Genomic DNA, 20,122 nt, shown 5'->3' on the forward strand with positions numbered 1-20,122 from the left:
GCCATCGTCCCGCCATCCGCATCCGTGGTCGCACCATCCGCTGAGGGCGTTGAAGCTGTGATGCGGGCGGATGCACGGCCCGGGCATCATGCGACGCTCCACAGCGGGTCGCGGTCTTCGCAGTACAGGCACGTGCCGTCGGAGAATCGTTGGTGCTTCCCCTCGCCGCAGTCGATGTTCCGCTTGCTCATGGTGTCGGGGCGCCGCCTCGCTGCGAAGCTCGCTGCGGTGCGACGGTCGGCAGCGCAGAACCGGCACGGTTCGCTGTGCTCCCAGCTCGAATGTCGATGGCATGTTCGGGTGGGCGCGCTCGCGCGCGTCCCCTCCTTTTTCTCTTCTTCCTCCTCTGGGCGTCGCTGAGTGACACCTGTTCGGACACTGAGTGACACCTGTTCGGACACTGAGCGTCCTGTGTTCAGGTGACGCTGAGCGTCCTGTGAATAAGTGACAGACGACGCTGAGCGTCCTGTGTTCGGGGCAGCCCGAAGAACTTCACCGAAGCCGTCGTGCAGCAAGTATCGGGCGGGGCGACGGGGCCCCTGGTGCCCTTGGGCGACGATCAGACCAAGGCCCGTGAGCTTCTGAACGATGCGTGCCACTGCTCGATGACCCGCTTCGTCGTGATCGGTTCCGAGCGCTTCCGCGAGTGCGTCGCGACCACCGAAGTAAGACGGACGCGGATCATCGTCGAGAGCAGTATTCGCCATGTACACGAACACTCGGGCAGCTGCGTGAGACGCGCCGGCCGCTGCGAGCGCGTAGTACGCGGCTTTTACGAGGCCGGCGCCCATTGCGTCTCCTTTCCACGCGCGATGATGCCCCCGGGAGGCTGTACGGAGCTCCCGGGGGCGATAGAGCACAGGTGTGTCAGTGGTTCGTCTCCTGCTCAAGAGCGTTCCGGCGCTCCCAGTAGGACGACGGGTCCCGCATGCCCTTAGTGCGCGAGTCGATCGGGGCGGCATTCGCGCGACGTGCAGACTCCGCGGCCCACTGCAAGTCGGAGGCCATGCCGACGGCCGCTGCTGGAGTGAGCGGTTCATCGGTGAGTATGCGGGCATAAACGGTGTACACCTCGTCGGACGTATCGCGGTCTACGGAGCGGCTCACTTCGAACGCGTGGGTATCGTGGTCGAAGTCGTCCGCGATATGGAAGTCACCGGATGCGTCGTGCACGGTGCGTCGGCAGCGATTGTCCTCGCACGCGATCAGCTCCTTCGTATCGTCCACGCATTCAAGTGGGTTGCCGAAGCTGCGCGAGCCGGTGAAGGTCCATCCGGAGCCGCGCGCGCTGCTGTAAGCGTCCCAGCCGTGCCGCTCGAGCGCGCCCGACTTCGCACTCTCGACGATCCCGCAGAGCCATTCGTAGTCGCTCTCGTTCGCGCCACGGCGAAGGTAGATCGAGAAACGCATGACGCCGTCGCGGCCGGGGAACAGGTAGACGTAACCGCCACTGCGCCACCATCGCCCGTCAGAGCCTTGCCAGACCTTCGCCTTGCTCTCGACACTGCGAACGATGACATCGAGATCCCTGAACTCGGCCGCGGCGCGAACTGCCTCGGCCGGTTCGACGGGCGCGGAGAGATCCACGATCTCGGTCGCATGCATAATCGACTCGGCGGATTGGATCAGGGCGACGCCCGTCCCCGAGACGGTGGGTGCGGCGAGCGGCACGTGGCTGCGGCTCGTCGGGGGAGCTATGGTGGTCATGAAGTGATTCCTTTCGTGGGGGTCTGGCGCTCGTCCCGGTGCATCGGGGCGGGCGCTTTCTTGTTGGATGCGAGCTCCCATAGTTCAATCGAGCCGCTCGCGAGACCGATCAGGGCCTTATCGCGCAGGCTGATCCGGGCCGCGAGGACCGCTGCAGAGGAGACCTTGGGGATTCCGGGATATGCATCGGCGCGGGCTTCATACAGCACCTTCAGCGCGTGATCGTTTACGCGACCTGTGACGCGCAGGATGTCGAGCAACACCACCTCGACCATCTCTGCAGCGCCTTCGGGCGGCGTCTCGGTGTCTGGGGTGACGGCGATCATGCTGTAGCCCCGAGCGTGCTGCTCTGCTTTGACGCCTCCAGCCACTCGATGACGTCCTGTTCGCGGTAGACGACGGTGCGAGGTGTGGGCTTGAAAAAGGCCGGGCCCTTGCCCACGTACCTGAGCTGCGCGAGGTTGCTCTTCTTCATGCCTGGGATCAGATCGCAGACCTGATCAGGGGTGATGTACTTTTCCACTTCGATCTCCTTATGGTGGTCCGTCACGGCACCATAATTGTATGCCGTCAAGACGGCGTAATGCAAGCGTGACGGATCACAGTAATAAGCTGTGATCATGGAATGGCGATGGCAAGGGATCAATCTGACCGGCAAGCGTGTTGCGACCGCGCCTGACTTCACGATCTACGACCGCATTGAGGTGACGGGTTTTGACGATCGAGAGAACGAGTTCACGCTGCGGCTGAGCTATCGAGAGTCCGAGGCGCGTTACGTGGTGCAGGGCATCCAGATCGATGTGGCGGACGCCGAGGAGGAAATCACTGGGGCTTGGCTTCGAGACCTTCCAGTGCTTGCTCTGTCTCGTGCAGCACTCAGAGAAGGTGGAGTGGTGGAGTTTCAGGCCGGGGGCGTCTTCATGCCTGACGTGGTCGAGGCCGCTGCTCAAGAAATCAGGTCTGGCGGGCCGTCCAGCGAAGAAGCGATGCTAGCCACGGCGAGGGTGTATCGGTACGCCCAGATCATGCAGCAGTCGCCCGCGAAGGCTGTTCAGCGGACACTCGGCCTCACGGCGCCAACGGCGACGCTCTGGATCCGTCGCGCGCGCTCGCTCGGGCTGCTTGGAGAATCGGTCGAGTCTGATGGGTAGCGTCTACGCGTACGAGACCAAGGCCGGCAAGAAGCTCTACCGCATCGTGTACCGTCGCCCTGACCACAAGCAGACTCAGGAACGGGGCTTCACGCGGCGCCGGGATGCCGAGTTGCGGCTCGCCGAAGTGGAGATCGGGAAGGCCAAGGGTGACTATGTCAACCCCGCCGACGCGCGAGAGGACATCGCGTCGATCGCAACGGGATGGCTGAGGGCGCGCGAGCAGGTGATGAAGCCGTCCAGCTATCAGGCGTTGCGCGGGTCCTGGGAGACGCATGTGCAATCTCGGTGGGGTTCTCGCTCGGTCGGAGGCGTGAAGCACTCCGAGGTGCAGGACTGGGTAACTGAGCTCTCACGCGAGCGTGCGGCCACGACGGTGCTGCGAGCACACGGGGTGCTCGCCGCGATCCTCGACGTCGCTGTGAAGGATCGACGCGTCAGCCGCAACGTCGCTCGAGGTGTCGCGCTCCCACGGAAGGTGTCGAAGTCGAAGCCTTATCTCACGCACGAGCAGGTCGATGCTCTCGCCGCGGCATCCAGATACCCCGTGCTTGTGCTCTTCCTCGCTTACACGGGCCTCAGATGGGGCGAGGCGACCGGGCTGCGGGTGAAGCACGTAGACGCGCTCCGACGGCGCGTGAGCGTCGAAGAGAACGCCGTTCTCGTTGGGGGAGTGGTTCACGTCGGAACGCCGAAGACGCATGAGGCCCGCTCGGTGCCATACCCGGCCTTCCTGTCGCTCGCGATCGCGAGGCTCTGCGAGGGCAAACGGCGCGAGGATCTTCTGTTCGGCGACGGCGACGCGCACATGCGCCTACCGAACAGCGTGCGCGGATGGTTCGCCTTCGGTGTGAAGCGCGTTCGCGATGCGGACGAGGAATTTCCACGGGTGACGCCGCACGATCTGCGGCACACTGCGGCGTCGCTGGCGATCTCGGCCGGCGCCAACGTGAAGGCGGTGCAGCGGATGCTCGGTCACGCCTCGGCGAGCATGACGCTCGACACGTACGCAGATCTGTTCGACGACGACCTGGACGGCGTGGCGACCGCTCTCGATCATGCTCGCCGTGCAGCAGTTGTTGCCGAAGTGTTGCCACGAGGCACTTCCCGAACATGAAGAAAGCCCCGACTTCCCAATGTTTCGTAGGGGAGTCGGGGCCTTCGTTCTGGCGGTGACGGCGGGATTCGAACCCGCGGTTGCTTGCACAACACACGCTTTCCAAGCGTGCTCCTTCGGCCGCTCGGACACGTCACCAGGAACAACCTGTTCATCTTATCCGATCGTCCGAGTGCCGGGTGACCGGGTGGCGATGGCCCGTCTCCTGCGGAATATTGCACGCCGTGCAGGAATCGCTCTATCCTCAGGTGACGACACAACGTCGTCATCTGGGGATAGTGCAGACGGACGCACCTGGGCGCCCGTCTGCACGTACGAGGCTCTCGGGGAGTGCACGTGATTCGTACGACGGCATCGCGCCACAGTCACCGCACGGCGGCGGCGTTCCAGCAGTACGTGACCGGGCGGAGGACCGACGTCGCTGGGGCGGTGTTCTTCCTCGAGGCCTCAGATCACCTCGACGCCGTGTGTCGGATCGCCGCACGGGGAGACGTCGTCGTCGCGCCGTCCCCCGCCGACCCGAGGGGCGGCGCGACCGGCGCAGGGGGAGTGCCGGTGGTCGGTTACAGCGGCTCCTGGCGCGAGCCGGGCGACGAGATCAGGCTCGATGGGCGTCATACGTTCGCTCTGCAGGACTACGTCGCGCTTCCGTTCCTCTCGATCACCGGCCGCGTCGTCGTCAGACAGCGCACGGCGAAGGGAATCGCAGCCTTCCTTGGAGATGCCGACACCGCGCGGTACTTCGGGGTCCTCGTCAGCCCGCTGCTCAGCAGCGCGGTGATGCTCGACTCCGGAGCATCCTTCGGGCGTCCTCGCTCGGCGGACGACGCCCTGGCCCGGGTGCACGTGACCGCGGACGGCGAGTACCGCGACGGCGCCGATGGGCTCCTGCTCGGACGGGTGGGCGATGCCCGGAGCGAGATCGAGAAGACCGGCGCGGCTGACGGCGGGCGGGGCCGAGGGTTCGCCCGGATCGTCGACCGTGAGCTCCTCGAGGCGGAACTCGACCGACGGCCGTGGTTCGAGAGCTATCTCGCAGCCATCGGGGTGCTGCGGCGAGGAAGCCTCCCCGCGCGGAGCATCGATCTCCTGGCGAGCGAGCCGGGACGCGTCTGATGGCGGACGGGGGGACGGCCGCGGTATCGGAACTCGTCGGAGCACGGGCACTCCGCGAATGGATCACCGGCGAGCGTGGGGTCTATGCGCGGGTGTTCCTCGTCGAGAGCGGGGCCTCTGCGACAGGCCTCCACGCCGTGGCCCGCCACGATGACGCGATTCTCCTGCCGCTGGAGAGCGGACCGTATGGCGGGCCCGCCAGCGCCGTGCACTACAGCGGTGCACTGTGCGAGGTCGGAGACGAGTTGTTCTTCGGTGAGCGGGGCGTCGAACTCCAGGACTACGTCGCTGCGGGGTTCGTTCAGATCATCGGCCCGACTGCAGTGTGCCTCTTCGACGCGTCCGGATGGCAGGCGTTCCTCGACGATGCGGAACTCGCACGACGGACGGGAGTGTTCCCGACAGCGTTGATCGACCCACGAGTGCTCCTCGCGGACCGCAACGCTCTCACGAACCCGAGCGAGCTCGAACGTCCGAGCGTCATCAGGGTGCGCCCGGATGGAAGGGTCAGCGTCGGCATGCAGGGGGAGGTCATCGGCCACGTCAATGACCTGCAGAGCCTGCTCTCCGTCCCCGTGCCCCATGTGGCAGCCTTGGGCGGCATCGCGCCGAGAGCTGAGCTCACCTCCGACATCGAGAGTCGTGCGTGGATCAACCGATACAACCACGCCACGGACCTCATGAAGATGCTCCGCCTGACGAATGGTGCAGCCAAGCTGTCGGGGTTCGGCTGGTCGCTCATCGACGATGATCTCTCAGACGCCGAGCCGCTCACCACGGACCCCTTCCTGATCGAGACCGCGGACGGGTTCGTGCTCGCCGACACCGTGACCATGCGCCGGCAGCTGCTGTCGCCCGTGACGGCCACTGTCGTCGCCGTCACTCAGACTTCGACCGCGCCCGAGGTGGCGGCCGCGCGCGTGGCTCGACAGCTCGGCATCCCTGCATCCGAAGCGCACACGCTGTGCCTGCAGGCGGTCAGCGCCCTCAACATCCACTTCGGTCGGCCCGCAGATATCTCCCATTTCGCGAAGGGCACGGGGAAATGAGCCATCCCCACGCGCTGTGGACATCGATGCTTCCCGCGGATGCCACCTTCACACAGGACCGCATCGCTGTGGCAGCGGCCGGACACCGTGTCGAGTTCGCAGACGGATCCACACGCCTCTGTGCGACGAGCGGACTGTGGAATGTTCCGCTCGGCTTCGGCAACCCGGCGATCACCGAGGCCGTGAGCAGAGCGACGCATGACGCGTCGTACCTGACGCTGTTCAGAGCGCCGCATCGGTACGCGGAAGTGGCTGCCGAGGCTCTCATCGAGCTCGCGGACCCGAGCAGGTACCGCCGAGTCATCTTCTGCACTTCGGGCGGGGCTGCGAATGACGCCGCCATGAAGCTCGCACGACAGTACTGGTCGCAGAAAGCAGCCGGGTCCCGGTCTCTGGTCGTGGGGCTGAAAGGCAGCTATCACGGCACGATGTACGGCAGTCATGCTCTGAGCGGAGACGACCTCCTCCAGTCCGTCTACTCCGTCGACCGCAGGTCGGTGAGGCATGTCTCTCACAGCGATGGCGGCGAGGAACTCGAGACGCTGCTGAAGAGGGAGGGCGCCAGGGTCGCGTCCGTGGTCGTCGAACCGGTTCTGGGCAGTGGCGCGCATGCGCTGTCCGATGCATTCGTCGATCGCCTTCTCGCCCTGCGCGAGGAATACGGGTTCCTGATCGTCGCAGACGAGGTCGCGACCGGCTTCGGCCGCACGGGAACGATGCTTGCCACCGCCGCATGGGCCGCTGCACCCGACGTGCTCATTCTCTCGAAAGCGCTGACGAACGGTGCCATGGCGGCAGCGGCTCTCCTCGTGAGCTCCCGCGTCGCATCGGAGTTCTCACGCGGAGGGTGGACCTTCGTCCACGGTGAGACGCAGGCGGGAACGCCGGCGTGCGCGGCGGCCATCGTCGCGGTGATCGACGAGCTGCGCCGTATCGACGTGGAGTCGACCACGCAAGCGCTCGCGACTGAGCTGCGGGATCTGGCGACGTCGCTGAAGTCGGAGGGCTTGATCGCCGAGGTGACAGGACGTGGCTGCTTCCTGGGACTGGTGCTACGCGATCGAGACGAGGGTTCACTCTCCGGTCCGGATGTTCTTCGGGTCGTCTCCGCCATCGCTGACAACGGCGTTCTGGTGCAGCCCGGCCCCAGCTCCATCGAGTTGATCCCGGCGTACGGCTTCACCGCGGACGAACTCCTCGAGATGGACACAGCAGTGCGCGCGGGGCTGGCACAGGCAGAGGCGGTGAGAGCATGACCTCCGTGTTCACGGGACGCGTTCCCACCTTCTGGCACGGGCATGGCGTCGCGCGTCGGATGACGGAGCAGCTCACTGAAGGACGCGAAACGCTCGTGATAGCGGATGAGGCGATCCCGGTGCCGTTACTGGCGGGATTCTCGGCGAGATCGGTGAGGGTGGATGCAGCGTCCGTCGACGTCACGACGGTCGTCACGCTCGCGCAGAAGATCGTTCGGCGGCCACCGAGCATCATCGTGGCCGTCGGCGGAGGGAGCGTTCTCGACGCCAGCAAGATCGCCGCACTCGCGCTCGCCGGGGGACGCGTCTTCGACTACGCGATCGGACACGCATCGAGGTTCGCGCTCACCGTCTTGCCTGATGCCCCGCCGCCGATCGATGTCGTCGCCGTGCCGACGACTCTCGGCACATCGTCCGAGACGAACAGCGTCGGCATCCTCAAGAACGAGAGCGGCTACCGGCTCATCGTCGGGCGCACTCTGAGACCCCGTCACGCCCTCATCGATCCGCATCACCTGGCCACCCTCTCGCCGGCCGCGGTCAGAGAGGGAGTGCTGGAGGCGTTCCTGCGTCTGGCCGGTTCCTCGACGAGCCCTCGGAGAAGTGCCAGGGCCAACAGTGATGCCGTCGTCCTGGGCAGGGCGCTTCTCGATTCGGCCACTCGCGACATGGCTTCGCCCGAGGGAAGGCTGCGGCTCGCACGTCTGAGCGCGGCGACCCAGCGGACTGCGGCGCTCCGGGGGCAGGACCCCTACAGCGCTCGCCATTGGTACGTGGCGAACGAAGTCGCCTTCCTGCTCGAGGTGCGGAAGATGGCCGCCACGGCGGCTGTCATCGCCGCGGTCTGGCGTCGGATCTGCTCGGGAGACTCTCGGTGGGGAGATCGCGAGAGTCTCGAAGACTTCTGGGCGAAAGCCGTGGCGGGAACGACTCTTCCCCTCGACCCGCCCTCCGGTATCACGGCTCTCATCGAACGCTGGGAAATCGCGCCTCCGCCGCGGCCGACCGCTCGGGATATCAGCCGCATCGCCGATGCCACGGAGAGATCGTGGGGGAATCGTCATCCGATGCTCTCCGCACTCACCGCAGACGATTTCTGCGACGTGCTCCGCGATTCCTGTTGGAATCCTGAGCCGGTCGGCAATGAATGTCGATCTTCGAGATCTGGTTCGAAGGGGGTGATTTGAATGAACGAATGCATGGAGAGAGGAATCCACTTCCAGGAGTTGGACGAGATGGAAGCCCCCAGTTGGGAGAGCTTCTATAAGGGTGTGTTGGGTGGCTTAGGCCTCATCGCCATCGGCGCGATCGCCGCGACGTGACATCGATGAGAGATGAATTGAAAGGAGGTGAATATGCAAGCTGAAATGCACACGCTCGAGTTCGTCGAACTCGACGCGATGGAAGCGCTGAACGACGGCAACGACTTCCTGCGTGGGTTTGCCGTGGGCGTCATCATCGGGATTCTCGCTCTGACATAGGAACCAAATTCGCCATATTGACGCAGGAGGTGTGAATTGCATACGAAGTCGCTGGAGTTCATCGAACTCGAACAGATCGACGCGCCGCTCGAGTGGTGGGAGCACGCGAGCTACATCATCGGTATCGCCGTCGTTGCGGCCGGGATCGCGACGTGACAAAGGGGTGCGGGCGCCTCAGGGCGCCCGCACTCCGATGGTTCCGCGGAAAGGAGATGAGGGAATGACAGGATCGATCACCGACGCGATGGCGGCGCGACTCGAGACGGTCGGCGCGGTTCCTCGGGAACAGGATCTGTACGCAGGGGACGGCACGGACTTCTATGAGCGACTCGTCGGGTCCGACCGTGCCGAGATCCGAGAATTTCTCGCGCTGGCGAGAAAGGTCGAGGGTCTGATTCTCGACGTCGCAGCGGGAGGCGGCAGGCTGACGATCCCGCTGGTGAGATCCGGAAAGCGGGTGACGGCGATCGATCTCTCGGACGACATGCTCTCTCACCTTCGTCGTGCCTTGCCGGACCATCCGATGCTGACGTGCGTCATCGCGGATATGCGCGATTTCTCGCTGGGGCTCTGGTACGAACTCATCATCATCGGCGCGACATCCATCACATTGCTGGATCGTGTGGGAAGGTCGCGGCTCTATGCGAGCGTGCGACGCCATCTCACTCCGCGAGGCGTCTTCGCCTTCACGGTCGCCGGAGGAGCCTCTGCGCAGAGTCTGACGGTGGCGAGAGACCAGGAGCTGAGCGTTCCCGGACCCGATGGAGACGAGACCTACCTCTTCTCGCAGCAGCTGGAGGAAGAAGGCGCGGCCCGCATCGTCAACTGGGTCAGGGCCTCCGACCTGGCAGCGGGCGGTGAAGTGACGGTGCTCACCAGCCGCCTCCGTGTACTCAGCCACGAGACTCTGTCGCGCGAACTCGTCGGCGCGGGCTTCGCCGAGCCGGCTGTCACTCCCGTGCGCACGGAACGCGGTGAGGAGATCCTCCTTCTCACAACCACCTGGGTGGGACCCGCGGAACAGATGGGCGACCATGCGTCCGACTAGTCTCCCTCGCCTGCTGAACTCCCCGAGCACGGCTCCGCTCACGGCAGACGCCTGCCCGCTTCTCGCTTCTGGCGTCGCCTTCGAAGGGGCGGCCGACGAAGCGGTACGGATCGCTATGGTCCACGGTGTGCCGTCCTCGCGGGTCTCGCCGTCAGTGGTCGACCTCCTGACAGCCATGGACGGCAAGGCTCCGCTTCACGATCTTCATCGGCGCTTCGCGGCATCCGAATCGTGGGAGAACTTCCTCGAACTGGTCCACCGCTTCCGCGCCAGTGGACTCCTGGAAGGCGACACGAGGCTCCCTCCTGGTCGGTTGACCTACCGCCCTCCGTTCACCCTCCAGATCGCGACGCTCCGCGCGCCGGCCATGTTCGCTTTCCTGGATCGGCTGATCGTCCGGTTCCGTGGCCGCGCGGTTCTGATTGCGGGTGCGGTTCTGCTCTGCCTCGGGTTCGTAGCCGCGGCGCTGCAGGCGAGAGAACTGCGGAACATCCTGACCACCCCGGTCGCCCTTTCGAGCCTCGTCACGCTGCTCGCCGCACTCTTGCTTCTGACCTTGCTTCACGAGTGCGCGCACGGGCTCTCGCTCACACGGTTCGGCGGACGACCCCGGCGGGCGGGCTTCATGCTCTTCTACCTCTCGCCGGCATTCTTCGTGGATGTGACGGATGGCTGGCGCCTCCCGGACCGCCGGCACCGTGTCGCCGTCGCACTGGCGGGGCCCGCCGTGCATGCCCTCGTCGCGGCGCTCGCGCTCATCGCCGCGCTCGTGCTTCCGCAGCCGGCGGTCGATCAGACGCTTCTGCTCCTCGCCGTCGCGTGCATCGGGATCGTTCTCGTCAATCTGATTCCGTTCGTGCGGTTCGACGGCTACATCGCTCTCATGAGCGCGCTCGACGAACCGAACCTCAGGGATCGCTCGATTCGGGACGGCGCGAACTTTCTGACCCGCCTCCTGTTCGGCGGGCCGCGGGCGAGCAGGCGTCTCGACACCTGGTGGAGCGTTCCGTTCGGTCTGGCCAGCCTGGTGGCACCGGTCACCCTGATGCTGCTCGTCCTCGCGCGCGCGGTTCGGACGTTCTCGGGCGGCGGGCCGATTCTCGCTGTGTTCGTTGTCGCCCTGGAGGCGATCGTCGTCCTCGTCGGCGTCGGGATCCTGGCGAGGGCCCTGCATCGCGTTCTCCGGTCGGGGGTCTCGCGGCTCCGGTTCGTCTCCGTCGGCGTCGCACTGGTCGCGGGCGTCGTGACCGCAGGCATCCTGATCCCCGTGCCGCTGACAGCCACGCTCGGTTTCACGGCACGCGGCGATCAGGTGCTGCTCGTGCATGCCGGTGAGAAAGTCGCGGTCGACCTGCCCGACGACGCCCGTGTCGTGCTGACGAGCAGCGGCATCCTCGCGAACGAACAGGTCGGGGAGGGAACAGCCCGACCGCGACCACCGGAACCGACGAGAGTCCCGCTCGACGCCCTCTTCCCCATCGAGGCCGATGGCGTGTCGGTCTCTGCGGTGATCATCGCCGGTGTGGACGTATCAGAGGGAAGCGGAAGCCTGCCGTCGACAGGGCAGGCGCGGGTCGAGCTCGGCACGAGGAACCTGTGGCAGACGCTCTGGCTGACCGGCGTGATCTCGCCGCTGTCGGCCCTCCATTCCGAGAGTTAGAGAAGAGATGAAGATGAACGACAACGCAATCGAAGTCCGAGGACTGACGAAGAGGTACGGCCGGCGGATCGCCGTCGAGGACCTGTCATTCGTGGTTCCCCGCGGGTCGATCGTCGGCCTTCTGGGGCCGAACGGCGCGGGCAAGTCGACGACCCTGCGGACGATCGTCGGTCTGCTCAAGCCGACGGTCGGCGACAGCCTCATCGACGGGGCACCGTTCTCGGCGCTCGAGAACCCCGCGGCGCACGTCGGCGTCCACATGGACGGGTTCGGCTTCGAAGCGGGGATCACAGCGCGGCGGCACCTGGAGATCACTCGACTCGCGATCGGCGCCCCTCGCGGCCGAGTCGACGAGGTGCTCGAAGAGGTGGGGCTCGCGGGCGACGCCCGTCGCCGTGTGAAGACGTTCTCGACGGGAATGGCGCAGCGACTCGGACTGGCCGCAGCCGTGATCGGTTCCCCTCGGACGCTCATCCTGGACGAGCCGGCGAACGGGCTGGACCCCGACGGCATCCGCTGGCTCCGAGGGTTCCTGCGCAGCTATGCCCAGCGCGGCGGCACCGTCCTGGTCTCCAGCCACCAGCTCGCCGAGCTGGAACAGGTCGTCGATCAGGTTGTCGTCATCAAGAGGCGTGCGCTCTTCGCCGGGCGGCTCGGCGATCTCGTGACGAGCGGAACGGACTCCCTGGAGAGCAAGTACTTCGATCTCGTCGAAGGAGCATCCGCATGAACGGCGCGATTCGAGCGGAAGTGCTCCGTTCCGTGAGCGGACTCTCCGTCCTGGCCGTCTACCTCGTCGCCCTTCTGATGCCGGCCTATGTGCTGTTCTCCGACGGATCACGTCTCGAACTCGCCGGCTTCGACTCCGGCACGGCCACCACTCGCCTTCTGGAGCCTCTCGCCTGGTCCGGCATCTCCGCGGCGTTCGTCGGTGCGTACGCCGTCACTCGCGAGTACTACTACGGCTCGATGGACCGGACGCTCACCGCGGTCGGCTTCCGACGCGCATTCACCGGAAAGCTCGTGGCTGCGGTCATCATCTCGGTTGCACTCTCGGTCGGTGTGTTCGTTCTCTGGACGGTCGGCGTCTCCCTCCTTCTGCTCCAGGACGGGCTGACGCTCGTTCTCACGCAGGACGCATGGCGCATCTTCGCCGGTGCGCTGGCCGGAGTGGTTCTCGGCGCCCTCATCGGAGGATCCATCGGCTGGATCACGCGGAACTACTACGTGACGGCAGCCATCGTTCTCGCCTATCCGATGGTGGTGGAATTCGCGTTGCTGCGCACGGCGCCGGAGGTCGCGAAGTTCTCGCCCGGCTTGGCGGTGGCTGCCGTGGGCGTCCCCGGGTACCAGGATCGGCTGCTCGATCTCGCGCCCGCCGCCGGCATCGGGCTCGCATGGGTGGTCGGGCTGGTGGCCATCGCGTGGATCCGAGGGCGGGGGAGAGACGCGTGATCGGCCGCGCTCTTCGAGCCCAAGCCCGCAGCTTCGGAGGCGACATCGTTCTCCTGGGAGCGATGCTCGCGGCGTTCGTGCTGTCGCTCTCCTTGGCGACGAGCATCCCGCCGGAGTTCGCCGACGCGCCGGATGATGTCCGCGACACGTTCGCCGCGCCGTTGAGTGCCGTGCTCGCCACGTATGGCGCGGTGCTCGCGTCGGTCTACGGCTCTTTCCGGTACACGATCGACCGGCGTGATGGTGTGATCGCTCAACGTCTGATGCTGCAGCCCCGGTGGCTGACGCTTGTCGCCCGGCTGCCCGGTGCCGCCGTCGGCGGGGCGGTGGTCGCCCTCGTGGGCGTCGTCGGGGGCCATATCTCACTGACCGTCACCATGGGCGGGATTCCGGTGGATTGGTCGGCTGTCGGAGCCACCCTCGGGCTGGGTGCCGCCGCGGGCCTGTGGGGAATGGGACTGGGGATCGTCATCGAATCCCACCTGGTCGCCCTCTTCGTTGCTTCCCTGTCGATGGGCGCGGCGATGCTCGTCGCGATTTTCTGGAAGGCCGGCGCCGTCTATCTTCCTCTCCTCGCGATGCTCGAGGCCTTCCGCTTCGACGTCTCTGCCGTGGGAATCATGCCGGAAGACAGTCTCGACAATGCGCTGGCCGCGCTGGTGACTGCGGGCTGGGTAATGGCGGCTCTTCTCGCCGGGGCCGTCACCTTCCTGCGCCGGGATGTGAAGTAAGCGCCTGGGCGATGGGCATCCGTCCGGACGAGCCGACGTAGGATTCCTTGGTGGCAACCCCGAAGATCGTCCTGTTCTACGCCTTCACCCCGCTCGCCGACCCCGATGCCATCCGGCTCTGGCAGCGTGACCTCGGAGAGGCGCTCGGCCTGCGCGGGCGCGTGCTCATCTCGAAGGATGGCATCAACGGCACGCTCGGCGGCGATGTCCGCGCGCTCAAGAAGTGGGCGCGTTCGTTCCGCTCCTATGCCCCATTCACGGGCGTGGACCTCAAGTGGAGTGAGGGGACGGGACTGGATGCCGATGGCCGAAGCCTCGACTTCCCCAAGCTGAGCGTGAAAGTGCGCGACGAGATCGTCTCGTTCGGCGCTCCCGGTGAGCTTCAGGTCGACGAGAACGGGGTGGTCGGGGGCGGCACGCGGCTCACGCCCGAGGCTCTGCACGAACTCATGGGCGAGCGCGGAGACGACGTCGTGTTCTTCGACGGGCGCAACGCGCTCGAGGCGCAGATCGGCCGGTTCCGCGGCGCGGTGGTTCCCGACACCGAGACCACCAGGGACTTCGTCGAGCTTCTCGACTCCGGGGAGTACGACGACCTCAAGGGCAAGCCGGTCGTGACCTACTGCACCGGCGGCATCCGTTGCGAGGTGCTCTCGAGCCTGATGACCGCGCGCGGATTCGGTGAGGTGTATCAACTCGAGGGCGGGATCGTCCGCTACGGAGAGAAGTACGGCGACGACGGCCTCTGGGAAGGGTCGCTCTACGTCTTCGACGGACGGGGCTCGGTCGACTTCTCAGATCACGCGCAGGTCGTGGGCGAATGCGTCGGATGCGGAGCGGCGACGAAGCGCACCGCGAACTGCCCCGACCCGTCGTGCCGCCGCCAGTTCGTCGTGTGCGAGAACTGCGAGTCTGTTCCCTGCGCCGCGCACGCGGCCTGAATCGTCCGAGCCGCAGCCAGATTCCTAGACTTCATCGCCCCCAGGTCGAGCGTCGATCTCTGCCTCGGCACGTTCGGCAGCCGTTGCAGCTCTTCGCCGGTCGACGACATAGCGAGCGATCCATAAGGACGCCCCGCCGTAGGCGATGGCGACCGAGACATAGTCGTACCATTCCGGCCCGACTCCGTCGCTGACGACCACCGCGCCGAAGGCCAGGCACACGAATGCACCGAACAGCGACCATCCTCCATCATTCTCCATGAAGGTCAGCCTACGAACCGCCCGGCAGTATGCCGGTATGTGTTGTGGCAGCGCTCAGGAGCAACCTTTCAGGCCGTCGTGACGATCCCTGCACTCCGGGTCGCGAACAGCGAGCGGGGAATGAGGAAGGCGCGCAGCCGCGTCAGACGATCGACGCTGCGATGCAGTCGCCTCAGCACGGCACGCAACGGTGGAGAGAGGTCGACCGGCTCCGCCCCTGCACGCGCGTAGTTCGCGCGCTCGACGGCATCCGTCAACTCGCTCATGGTGGCGGCGTCGACGTCGTTCTCCTCGATCAACTCGGCGGCCCGCATCCTCGGTGTGTCGGCATCCGACATCGGCAGCCGCAGGTCGAGGAGGGTGTCGCGAAGCTCCGCCCACACAGCAGCCGAATCGCCGGCACGCGCTCGCCGCAGACGCATCCACCGCTCCGCGCGACGGATCAACGCCGGGAGCAGCAGTACGAAGATCGCACCCGCAACAGTGAGAACCACCGGCATCGGGTCGAGCCGGCGCAGCTCACCGGAGGCCTCCGAACCCTCACCGGCGTCACCGCGTTCGATCTCGGGGGCCGCCGTCTCCTCGGTCTGCGGCGCCGTGGTCGGTGCCGGTGCAGACGGACCGCCGGTCCCCGCGCCGTCGGTGGCACCCGCGGCGAAGGCGGTCGGCACGCCGAGGGACGCGGTGGGCTCGAACGGGACCCAGCCGACGCCGGGGAACAGCACTTCCGGCCAGGAATGCAGCTGGTCGCTGGACACCGAGAACACCGACTCCTCGCCGCGCTTCTCGTCGGTGAGTACGCCGGGGAGGTAGCCGACGACGATGCGCGTCTGCATTCCGAGGGTCTCCGCCATCAGCGCGAACGCACCGGCGAAATGCACGCAGTATCCGGACCGCTCGTCGAGGAAGCGAGCGACCGCTTCGGCTCCGGTGCCGTCGAACTCCTCCTCGACCGGAGTCTCGAGCGAGTAGCTGAACTCAGAGCGGAACCAGGTCTGCAACTCGATGAGCCGGTCGTAGTCGTTGCCGGCCTCGGACGTCACATCCTGAGCGAGTGTCGCGATGATCTCCGGCAGCTCCACCGCCTCCTCATCGGGATCGACGTCCGGTGCCGCGGCGTCGAGGGCGCGGATCTGCTCGAGGGTGGGGGTGACGCGCGCCGAGGCGACCGTGTAGTCGTTGCCTGCGGCATCCGCGCTCCGCGAGACGAGCGTGCGGTTGTCGACGGCCACCCGCCAGGCGCCGGTGAGGCCCTGCACATCGGTCGCAGGGTAGGGGACGGGCAGCCATGAGCTCGACATCCGCAGAATGCGGATCGACGTGGACTGCTCCTCGGTTGCGATTCCGGCACCCCACTCGGGCTCGCCGAAGCCTGCGCGCTGAGACTGCACGTCACCGCGGTCGGGCTGCCATACGCGGCCGTCGAATCGCGAGAGCGTGGTCAGTCGCAGATAGGGCGCGACGTCTCCTTCGGCGGCGACGGTCAGCACCTCGACCGGGTTCGGCTGGCGCAGATCATCCCCGAGACGCAGGGAGGCATCGACCGAGACGCCGACACCCGTCCCGGCGAGATTCGCCGCCACCGGAAGCGCAGGTGCGATCGCGATCGTCGCCGCGAGGGCTGCCGCGCCGACGGCGACGGCCAGCGCGGCGGAGGAACGGCGGGGAGAGAGCGGATGCCGTCGCGCGGTGAACCGGAAGAGGAGAAGCACGATCGCACCGAGCATCACGAACCATGCGATGTTGGGCTCGCCGAGCGTGACGATCATCGGAATCGAGCCGACGACCCCGGTGAGCAGCGCCGCGATGACCGCGGAGCGGTGGGCCACCAGATGATCGAGCAGGATCGCGACGACGGCGAAACCCGCTCCCATGACGGCTGTCAGGCCGGGCGAAGAGTCGAGGGGCGCAGTACCGAAGATGATCTGCTCGCCGGCGGCGGCGATGAGACCCTCGAAGACCGTCACGGTCGTGGACGTCGGGAAGATGCCGAGGAAGGCGGTGTCGCCGGCGACCAGCTGCGTCACCAGGGCGACGGCCACCACGACCTGCACGACGAACGCGCCGAGGTCGCGAAGCCATGGACGGTGTCGCCGCGACGCGAGTCGGACCAGCATCCCGGTGAGCGCGGTCACGACGACCACGATCATCACGGTGATCGACCAGGCTCCCGGACCGATGACCGACGTGAACGGCCACAACGCCACCAGGGATGCCGCGGCGGCCAGCGCGCCCGGTGCGACGATGCCGACCGGCTCGTCACGGTCCCGGTGCCACGGCGCCGACGTCTGCTGCGCGGTGCTCGCCGGAGCCGGCGGACGCTCAGCGCGGAACATCGCCGACACCGATCCGCGCGGAGACCGCGTCTTCCCACGCCTCGGCGATGTCGACGCCGAGCGCAGCCACGGTCCAGCCGTGCTGGGTGGCTGCTTCCGTGGCGCCGGGGAGGAGCTCGCTGCTGAACAGCATGGGCGCGGTCGCGCCGGCCGGCCGCAGCAGAGCTGCATCCTCTTCGTCCAGACGGCCCGTGATGTACACGAGCGGTCCCGGCGGAGTCCCACCGATCAGCGTCGCGAGATCCCGGCTGTCTCCGCGCGGCGAGACCATCGCGAGCGCGACGAGCAACCCGTCGCGGTCGTCCTCGTGGCCGCGCAGAGAACCCAGCAGGGCGCCCGCGCTGTCGATCACGTCGACGCTGTATCCCTCCGACGCCAGATGGACGGCGGAGGAGGCGCAGAGCGACACCGCCGCCTCGAAGGCCGGATCGGCATGAGCCCCCGGTGTGTCCCAGCGCCGGCTGCTGCGGTCGATCACGACCACCGCGTCCGGGCTCGACTCCTCTTCCTCCTGCCGCACCATCAGCTGCCCCCGGTGCGCCGTCGCCCGCCAGTGGATGCGGCGCATGGAGTCCCCGGGGATGTATCCGCGCGGAGACAGGTTGTCGCTGCCCTGGCCGAGCCTGCTGGAGGCGGTGTGCGCGGTGCCGCCCGCGGCGCCCACGCGCACGGCCAGAGGGGCGAGCGTGAAGATCTCGGGCACCACGGTGATGCTCCGCGTGTCACCGAACGACTGCTCGCGCTGCGCCAGGCCGAAGGGATCCACGGTGCGCAGCATCAGCGGCCCGAGCGGCCAGATGCCGCGGCGCACCCCGGTGATGGGGTAGCTGAGCTGTCCGGACTCCGGCGGGTACTCGCCGCCGGAGTCGCCGGACACGGCGTCCGGCAGCACATCGTGCCAGAGGCCGTGCGGCACGCGGAGGGCTCGGAGTGTGAACTGCACGGTCACGCGCGACGTCTCGGACACCGTGAGCAGATCGGTGGAGATGCGCCGGGTGACCGTACCCGAGCGCCGGGGCGCGCGAACGACGATGACCGAGAGGAGGGTCAGGAGGGCGAGCAGCAGACCGATGTAGAGGAGGATGCGCGTGCCGAGGAGGTTCGCGGCGATCATGCATCCGAGCGCGGCGACGAGCGCGCCGGCACCGCGCGGGGTGAGCGTTCGGCGTCGGCGCATCAGAGTCTCCGGGTCAGGAGCGTGTCGCGACGGGCACGCGCACCCGCTCCGCGATCTGCGTGAGGGCTGCCTCGACCGGCTGGGCGCCGGCCCGATGTGCACCGCGCGCCGGAAGCAGCCGGTGCGCGAGGACCGGGATGAGCAGTGCTGTGATGTCGTCCGGGATCACGAAGTCGCGGCCGTCGAGCGCCGCCCACACCTTCGCGGAGCGGATGAGCTGGAGGGTGGCGCGGGGACTGGCGCCGAGATGGAGGTTCGGGTCGGTGCGGGTGGCTTGTGCCAGCGCGACCGTGTACTCCTCGAGCGCCGGTGCGACGTGGACCGAGCGGGCCCAGGCGATGAGCTGCGAGATCGATGCCGCATTCGCCACGGGCGAGACCGCGGCGAGAGGATTGACGACATCGCGCTGGCGGAGCATGAGGGCCTCAGCCGCGGCATCCGGATACCCCATCGAGATGCGCATCATGAATCGGTCGCGCTGGGCCTCGGGGAGCGCGTACGTGCCCTCCATCTCCAGCGGGTTCTGCGTCGCGACGACGAGGAACGGCTTCGGCAGGGGGTGCGTGGCGCCATCGACCGTGACCTGTCCCTCTTCCATCGCCTCGAGCAGCGCGGACTGCGTCTTGGGGGAGGAACGGTTGATCTCGTCGGCGATCACGATATGGGCGAAGATCGCCCCGCGCTTGAACTCGAACTCGCGATCGACCGGGTTGTACACCGAGACGCCGGTCACATCTCCCGGGAGCAGGTCCGGAGTGAACTGGATGCGGCGCACGGTCGCATCGACGCTTGCGGCGAGGGCTCGCGCCAGCATGGTCTTGCCGACTCCGGGAACGTCTTCGATGAGCAGGTGCCCCTCCGCCAGCAGGCAGACGAGGGCGCTGCGCACAGCCTCGGGCTTGCCGTCGATCACCTGCCCGATCGAGGACAGGATCGCCGAGGTCTGCGCAGCGAACTGGTCAGCGTCGATCATCACCGGGATCCGGGGGGAGTTGTCTGGCATTCGTTCCCTCTCGCGTCGGCGCTGCGATGCGCGTTACTCGATCGTAACCCTGCGCGGGGTGCGCGGCTCTGGCAGGTTTCCCTGAGGATGCCGATGCAGGGTCGCCGTCGATTCGAGTCGGCGAGCACGTCGGGCTAGGATGGATCTCGGCTCTCCGCGTGGCGGCATCCAGGCCAATTCCCCCAGGGCGGAAACGCAGCAAGGGTAACCGGGCTCTGCTGGGTGCGCGGAGGGTCATTTTCTTGCCCTCTCCCGGTCGTTGAGCGACGCTTCGACTTGCTCAGCGCGGGTCTCCGCGAGACGAATCGCGTCGATGGCGCCCCCGGTCGTTGAGCGTCGCTTCGACTCGTTTCGCTCGCTCAGCGCGGGTCTCCGCGAGACGAAACGTGCTCGGTGGTTCCGGTCGTTGAGCGACGCTTCGACTCGCTTCGCTCGCTCAGCGCGGGTCTGCGCGAGACGAAACGCGTGCCGGTCGTCCGGTCGTTGACCGACGCTTCGACTCGCTTTGGTCGCTCAGCGCGGGTCTCCGCGAGACGAATCGCGTCTTGCGGGAGCGTATGCCGGTATATCGCGAATCAAGCGCTGATCGGGCGGTTTTCGGGGTCGGAATGTCGGTGGTCCCGGGTTGACTGG

At 66.9% G+C, this 20,122-nt stretch carries 22 protein-coding genes, 1 tRNA gene and 1 other RNA gene; 16 read left to right on the forward strand and 8 right to left on the reverse strand.

Annotated features, from left to right (window positions below; all coding sequences use genetic code 11):
- Positions 1–867: 867 nt before the first annotated feature.
- Genes RS85_RS11055 through RS85_RS11065 form a run of 3 tightly spaced genes read right to left on the reverse strand, consistent with a single transcriptional unit; the run spans position 868 to position 2,230 of the window.
- Entirely contained in the window at positions 868–1,671 is an 804-nt protein-coding gene (locus RS85_RS11055) for a hypothetical protein (protein WP_152642398.1), read from the reverse strand.
- Positions 1,672–1,703: 32 nt separating this feature from the next.
- Entirely contained in the window at positions 1,704–2,033 is a 330-nt protein-coding gene (locus tag RS85_RS11060) for a hypothetical protein (protein ID WP_046013492.1), read from the reverse strand.
- Positions 2,030–2,230: a helix-turn-helix transcriptional regulator gene (locus RS85_RS11065; protein ID WP_046013531.1), complete on the reverse strand. Its 201-nt coding sequence runs from the start codon at positions 2,228–2,230 to the stop codon at positions 2,030–2,032. The genes RS85_RS11060 and RS85_RS11065 overlap by 4 nt, the downstream gene beginning before the upstream one ends.
- 97 nt (positions 2,231–2,327) lie before the next feature.
- Here RS85_RS11065 and RS85_RS11070 point away from each other — a divergent pair, with 97 nt between their 5' ends.
- Positions 2,328–2,858: a hypothetical protein gene (locus RS85_RS11070; RefSeq protein ID WP_152642399.1), complete on the forward strand. Its 531-nt coding sequence runs from the start codon at positions 2,328–2,330 to the stop codon at positions 2,856–2,858.
- Positions 2,851–3,975, forward strand: a complete 1,125-nt coding sequence (locus RS85_RS11075) for a tyrosine-type recombinase/integrase (RefSeq protein WP_046013494.1) — start codon at positions 2,851–2,853, stop codon at positions 3,973–3,975. Before RS85_RS11070 ends, RS85_RS11075 begins: the two co-directional genes overlap by 8 nt.
- A 50-nt stretch (positions 3,976–4,025) precedes the next feature.
- Here the strand turns inward: RS85_RS11075 and RS85_RS11080 are convergent.
- Positions 4,026–4,113, reverse strand: a tRNA-Ser gene (locus RS85_RS11080).
- Between the two features lie 198 nt (positions 4,114–4,311).
- On the opposite strand from RS85_RS11080, the gene RS85_RS11085 reads away from it, so the two are divergent.
- The 13 genes from RS85_RS11085 (at position 4,312) to trhO (ending at position 14,712) form a co-directional block, all read left to right on the forward strand.
- The gene (locus tag RS85_RS11085) at positions 4,312–5,091 is read left to right on the forward strand and encodes a hypothetical protein (RefSeq protein ID WP_152642400.1); all 780 of its coding nucleotides are present in this window, start codon (positions 4,312–4,314) and stop codon (positions 5,089–5,091) included.
- Entirely contained in the window at positions 5,091–6,140 is a 1,050-nt protein-coding gene (mpaB, locus tag RS85_RS11090) for a daptide biosynthesis RiPP recognition protein (RefSeq protein WP_046013495.1), read from the forward strand. The genes RS85_RS11085 and mpaB overlap by 1 nt, the downstream gene beginning before the upstream one ends.
- On the forward strand, positions 6,137–7,396 hold the full coding sequence (gene mpaD / locus RS85_RS11095) for a daptide-type RiPP biosynthesis aminotransferase (protein WP_046013496.1): 1,260 nt from the start codon (positions 6,137–6,139) through the stop codon (positions 7,394–7,396). The genes mpaB and mpaD overlap by 4 nt, the downstream gene beginning before the upstream one ends.
- Positions 7,393–8,583 carry a daptide-type RiPP biosynthesis dehydogenase gene (gene mpaC, locus RS85_RS11100; protein WP_046013497.1) on the forward strand — a complete coding sequence of 397 codons (1,191 nt, stop codon included), beginning with the start codon at positions 7,393–7,395 and terminating at the stop codon, positions 8,581–8,583. The genes mpaD and mpaC overlap by 4 nt, the downstream gene beginning before the upstream one ends.
- Before the next feature lie 12 nt (positions 8,584–8,595).
- Positions 8,596–8,718 carry an MpaA1 family daptide-type RiPP gene (gene mpaA1, locus RS85_RS20235; RefSeq protein WP_442921949.1) on the forward strand — a complete coding sequence of 41 codons (123 nt, stop codon included), beginning with the start codon at positions 8,596–8,598 and terminating at the stop codon, positions 8,716–8,718.
- 33 nt (positions 8,719–8,751) lie between these two features.
- Positions 8,752–8,877, forward strand: a complete 126-nt coding sequence (mpaA2, locus tag RS85_RS20145) for an MpaA2 family daptide-type RiPP (protein ID WP_268748005.1) — start codon at positions 8,752–8,754, stop codon at positions 8,875–8,877.
- A 36-nt stretch (positions 8,878–8,913) separates the two neighbouring features.
- Positions 8,914–9,033, forward strand: a complete 120-nt coding sequence (mpaA3, locus tag RS85_RS20190; protein ID WP_327037214.1) for an MpaA3 family daptide-type RiPP — start codon at positions 8,914–8,916, stop codon at positions 9,031–9,033.
- A gap of 64 nt (positions 9,034–9,097) precedes the next feature.
- Positions 9,098–9,925 (forward strand): daptide-type RiPP biosynthesis methyltransferase, encoded by an 828-nt coding sequence (gene mpaM / locus RS85_RS11105; protein ID WP_046013498.1) that lies wholly within the window; start codon positions 9,098–9,100, stop codon positions 9,923–9,925.
- Positions 9,912–11,585, forward strand: coding sequence for a daptide biosynthesis intramembrane metalloprotease (gene mpaP, locus RS85_RS19015; protein WP_327037215.1), 1,674 nt, complete (start codon positions 9,912–9,914; stop codon positions 11,583–11,585). The genes mpaM and mpaP overlap by 14 nt, the downstream gene beginning before the upstream one ends.
- A 13-nt stretch (positions 11,586–11,598) precedes the next feature.
- A complete protein-coding gene (locus RS85_RS11115; RefSeq protein WP_046013534.1) occupies positions 11,599–12,315 on the forward strand; it encodes an ATP-binding cassette domain-containing protein in 717 nt (238 codons plus the stop codon).
- Positions 12,312–13,040 (forward strand): hypothetical protein, encoded by a 729-nt coding sequence (locus RS85_RS11120; protein WP_046013499.1) that lies wholly within the window; start codon positions 12,312–12,314, stop codon positions 13,038–13,040. The genes RS85_RS11115 and RS85_RS11120 overlap by 4 nt, the downstream gene beginning before the upstream one ends.
- A complete protein-coding gene (locus RS85_RS11125; protein ID WP_046013500.1) occupies positions 13,037–13,771 on the forward strand; it encodes a hypothetical protein in 735 nt (244 codons plus the stop codon). Before RS85_RS11120 ends, RS85_RS11125 begins: the two co-directional genes overlap by 4 nt.
- A 50-nt stretch (positions 13,772–13,821) precedes the next feature.
- Positions 13,822–14,712 carry an oxygen-dependent tRNA uridine(34) hydroxylase TrhO gene (trhO, locus tag RS85_RS11130; RefSeq protein WP_046013501.1) on the forward strand — a complete coding sequence of 297 codons (891 nt, stop codon included), beginning with the start codon at positions 13,822–13,824 and terminating at the stop codon, positions 14,710–14,712.
- A 24-nt stretch (positions 14,713–14,736) separates the two neighbouring features.
- On the opposite strand, the gene RS85_RS11135 is transcribed toward trhO, so the two are convergent.
- From RS85_RS11135 to RS85_RS11150, 4 genes are all read right to left on the reverse strand, one after another.
- Positions 14,737–14,973 (reverse strand): hypothetical protein, encoded by a 237-nt coding sequence (locus tag RS85_RS11135; protein ID WP_046013502.1) that lies wholly within the window; start codon positions 14,971–14,973, stop codon positions 14,737–14,739.
- Positions 14,974–15,041: 68 nt separating this feature from the next.
- Positions 15,042–17,309 (reverse strand): transglutaminase family protein, encoded by a 2,268-nt coding sequence (locus RS85_RS11140; RefSeq protein WP_046013535.1) that lies wholly within the window; start codon positions 17,307–17,309, stop codon positions 15,042–15,044.
- On the reverse strand, positions 17,296–18,486 hold the full coding sequence (locus RS85_RS11145) for a DUF58 domain-containing protein (protein WP_046013503.1): 1,191 nt from the start codon (positions 18,484–18,486) through the stop codon (positions 17,296–17,298). The genes RS85_RS11140 and RS85_RS11145 overlap by 14 nt, the downstream gene beginning before the upstream one ends.
- A 13-nt stretch (positions 18,487–18,499) precedes the next feature.
- On the reverse strand, positions 18,500–19,489 hold the full coding sequence (locus tag RS85_RS11150) for an AAA family ATPase (protein ID WP_046013504.1): 990 nt from the start codon (positions 19,487–19,489) through the stop codon (positions 18,500–18,502).
- A gap of 145 nt (positions 19,490–19,634) precedes the next feature.
- Here RS85_RS11150 and ffs point away from each other — a divergent pair.
- Positions 19,635–19,731: signal recognition particle sRNA small type (ffs, locus tag RS85_RS19260), an RNA gene on the forward strand.
- Positions 19,732–20,122: the final 391 nt, after the last annotated feature.

This window comes from Microbacterium sp. SA39, from assembly GCF_000967865.1.
GTDB lineage: Bacteria > Actinomycetota > Actinomycetes > Actinomycetales > Microbacteriaceae > Microbacterium.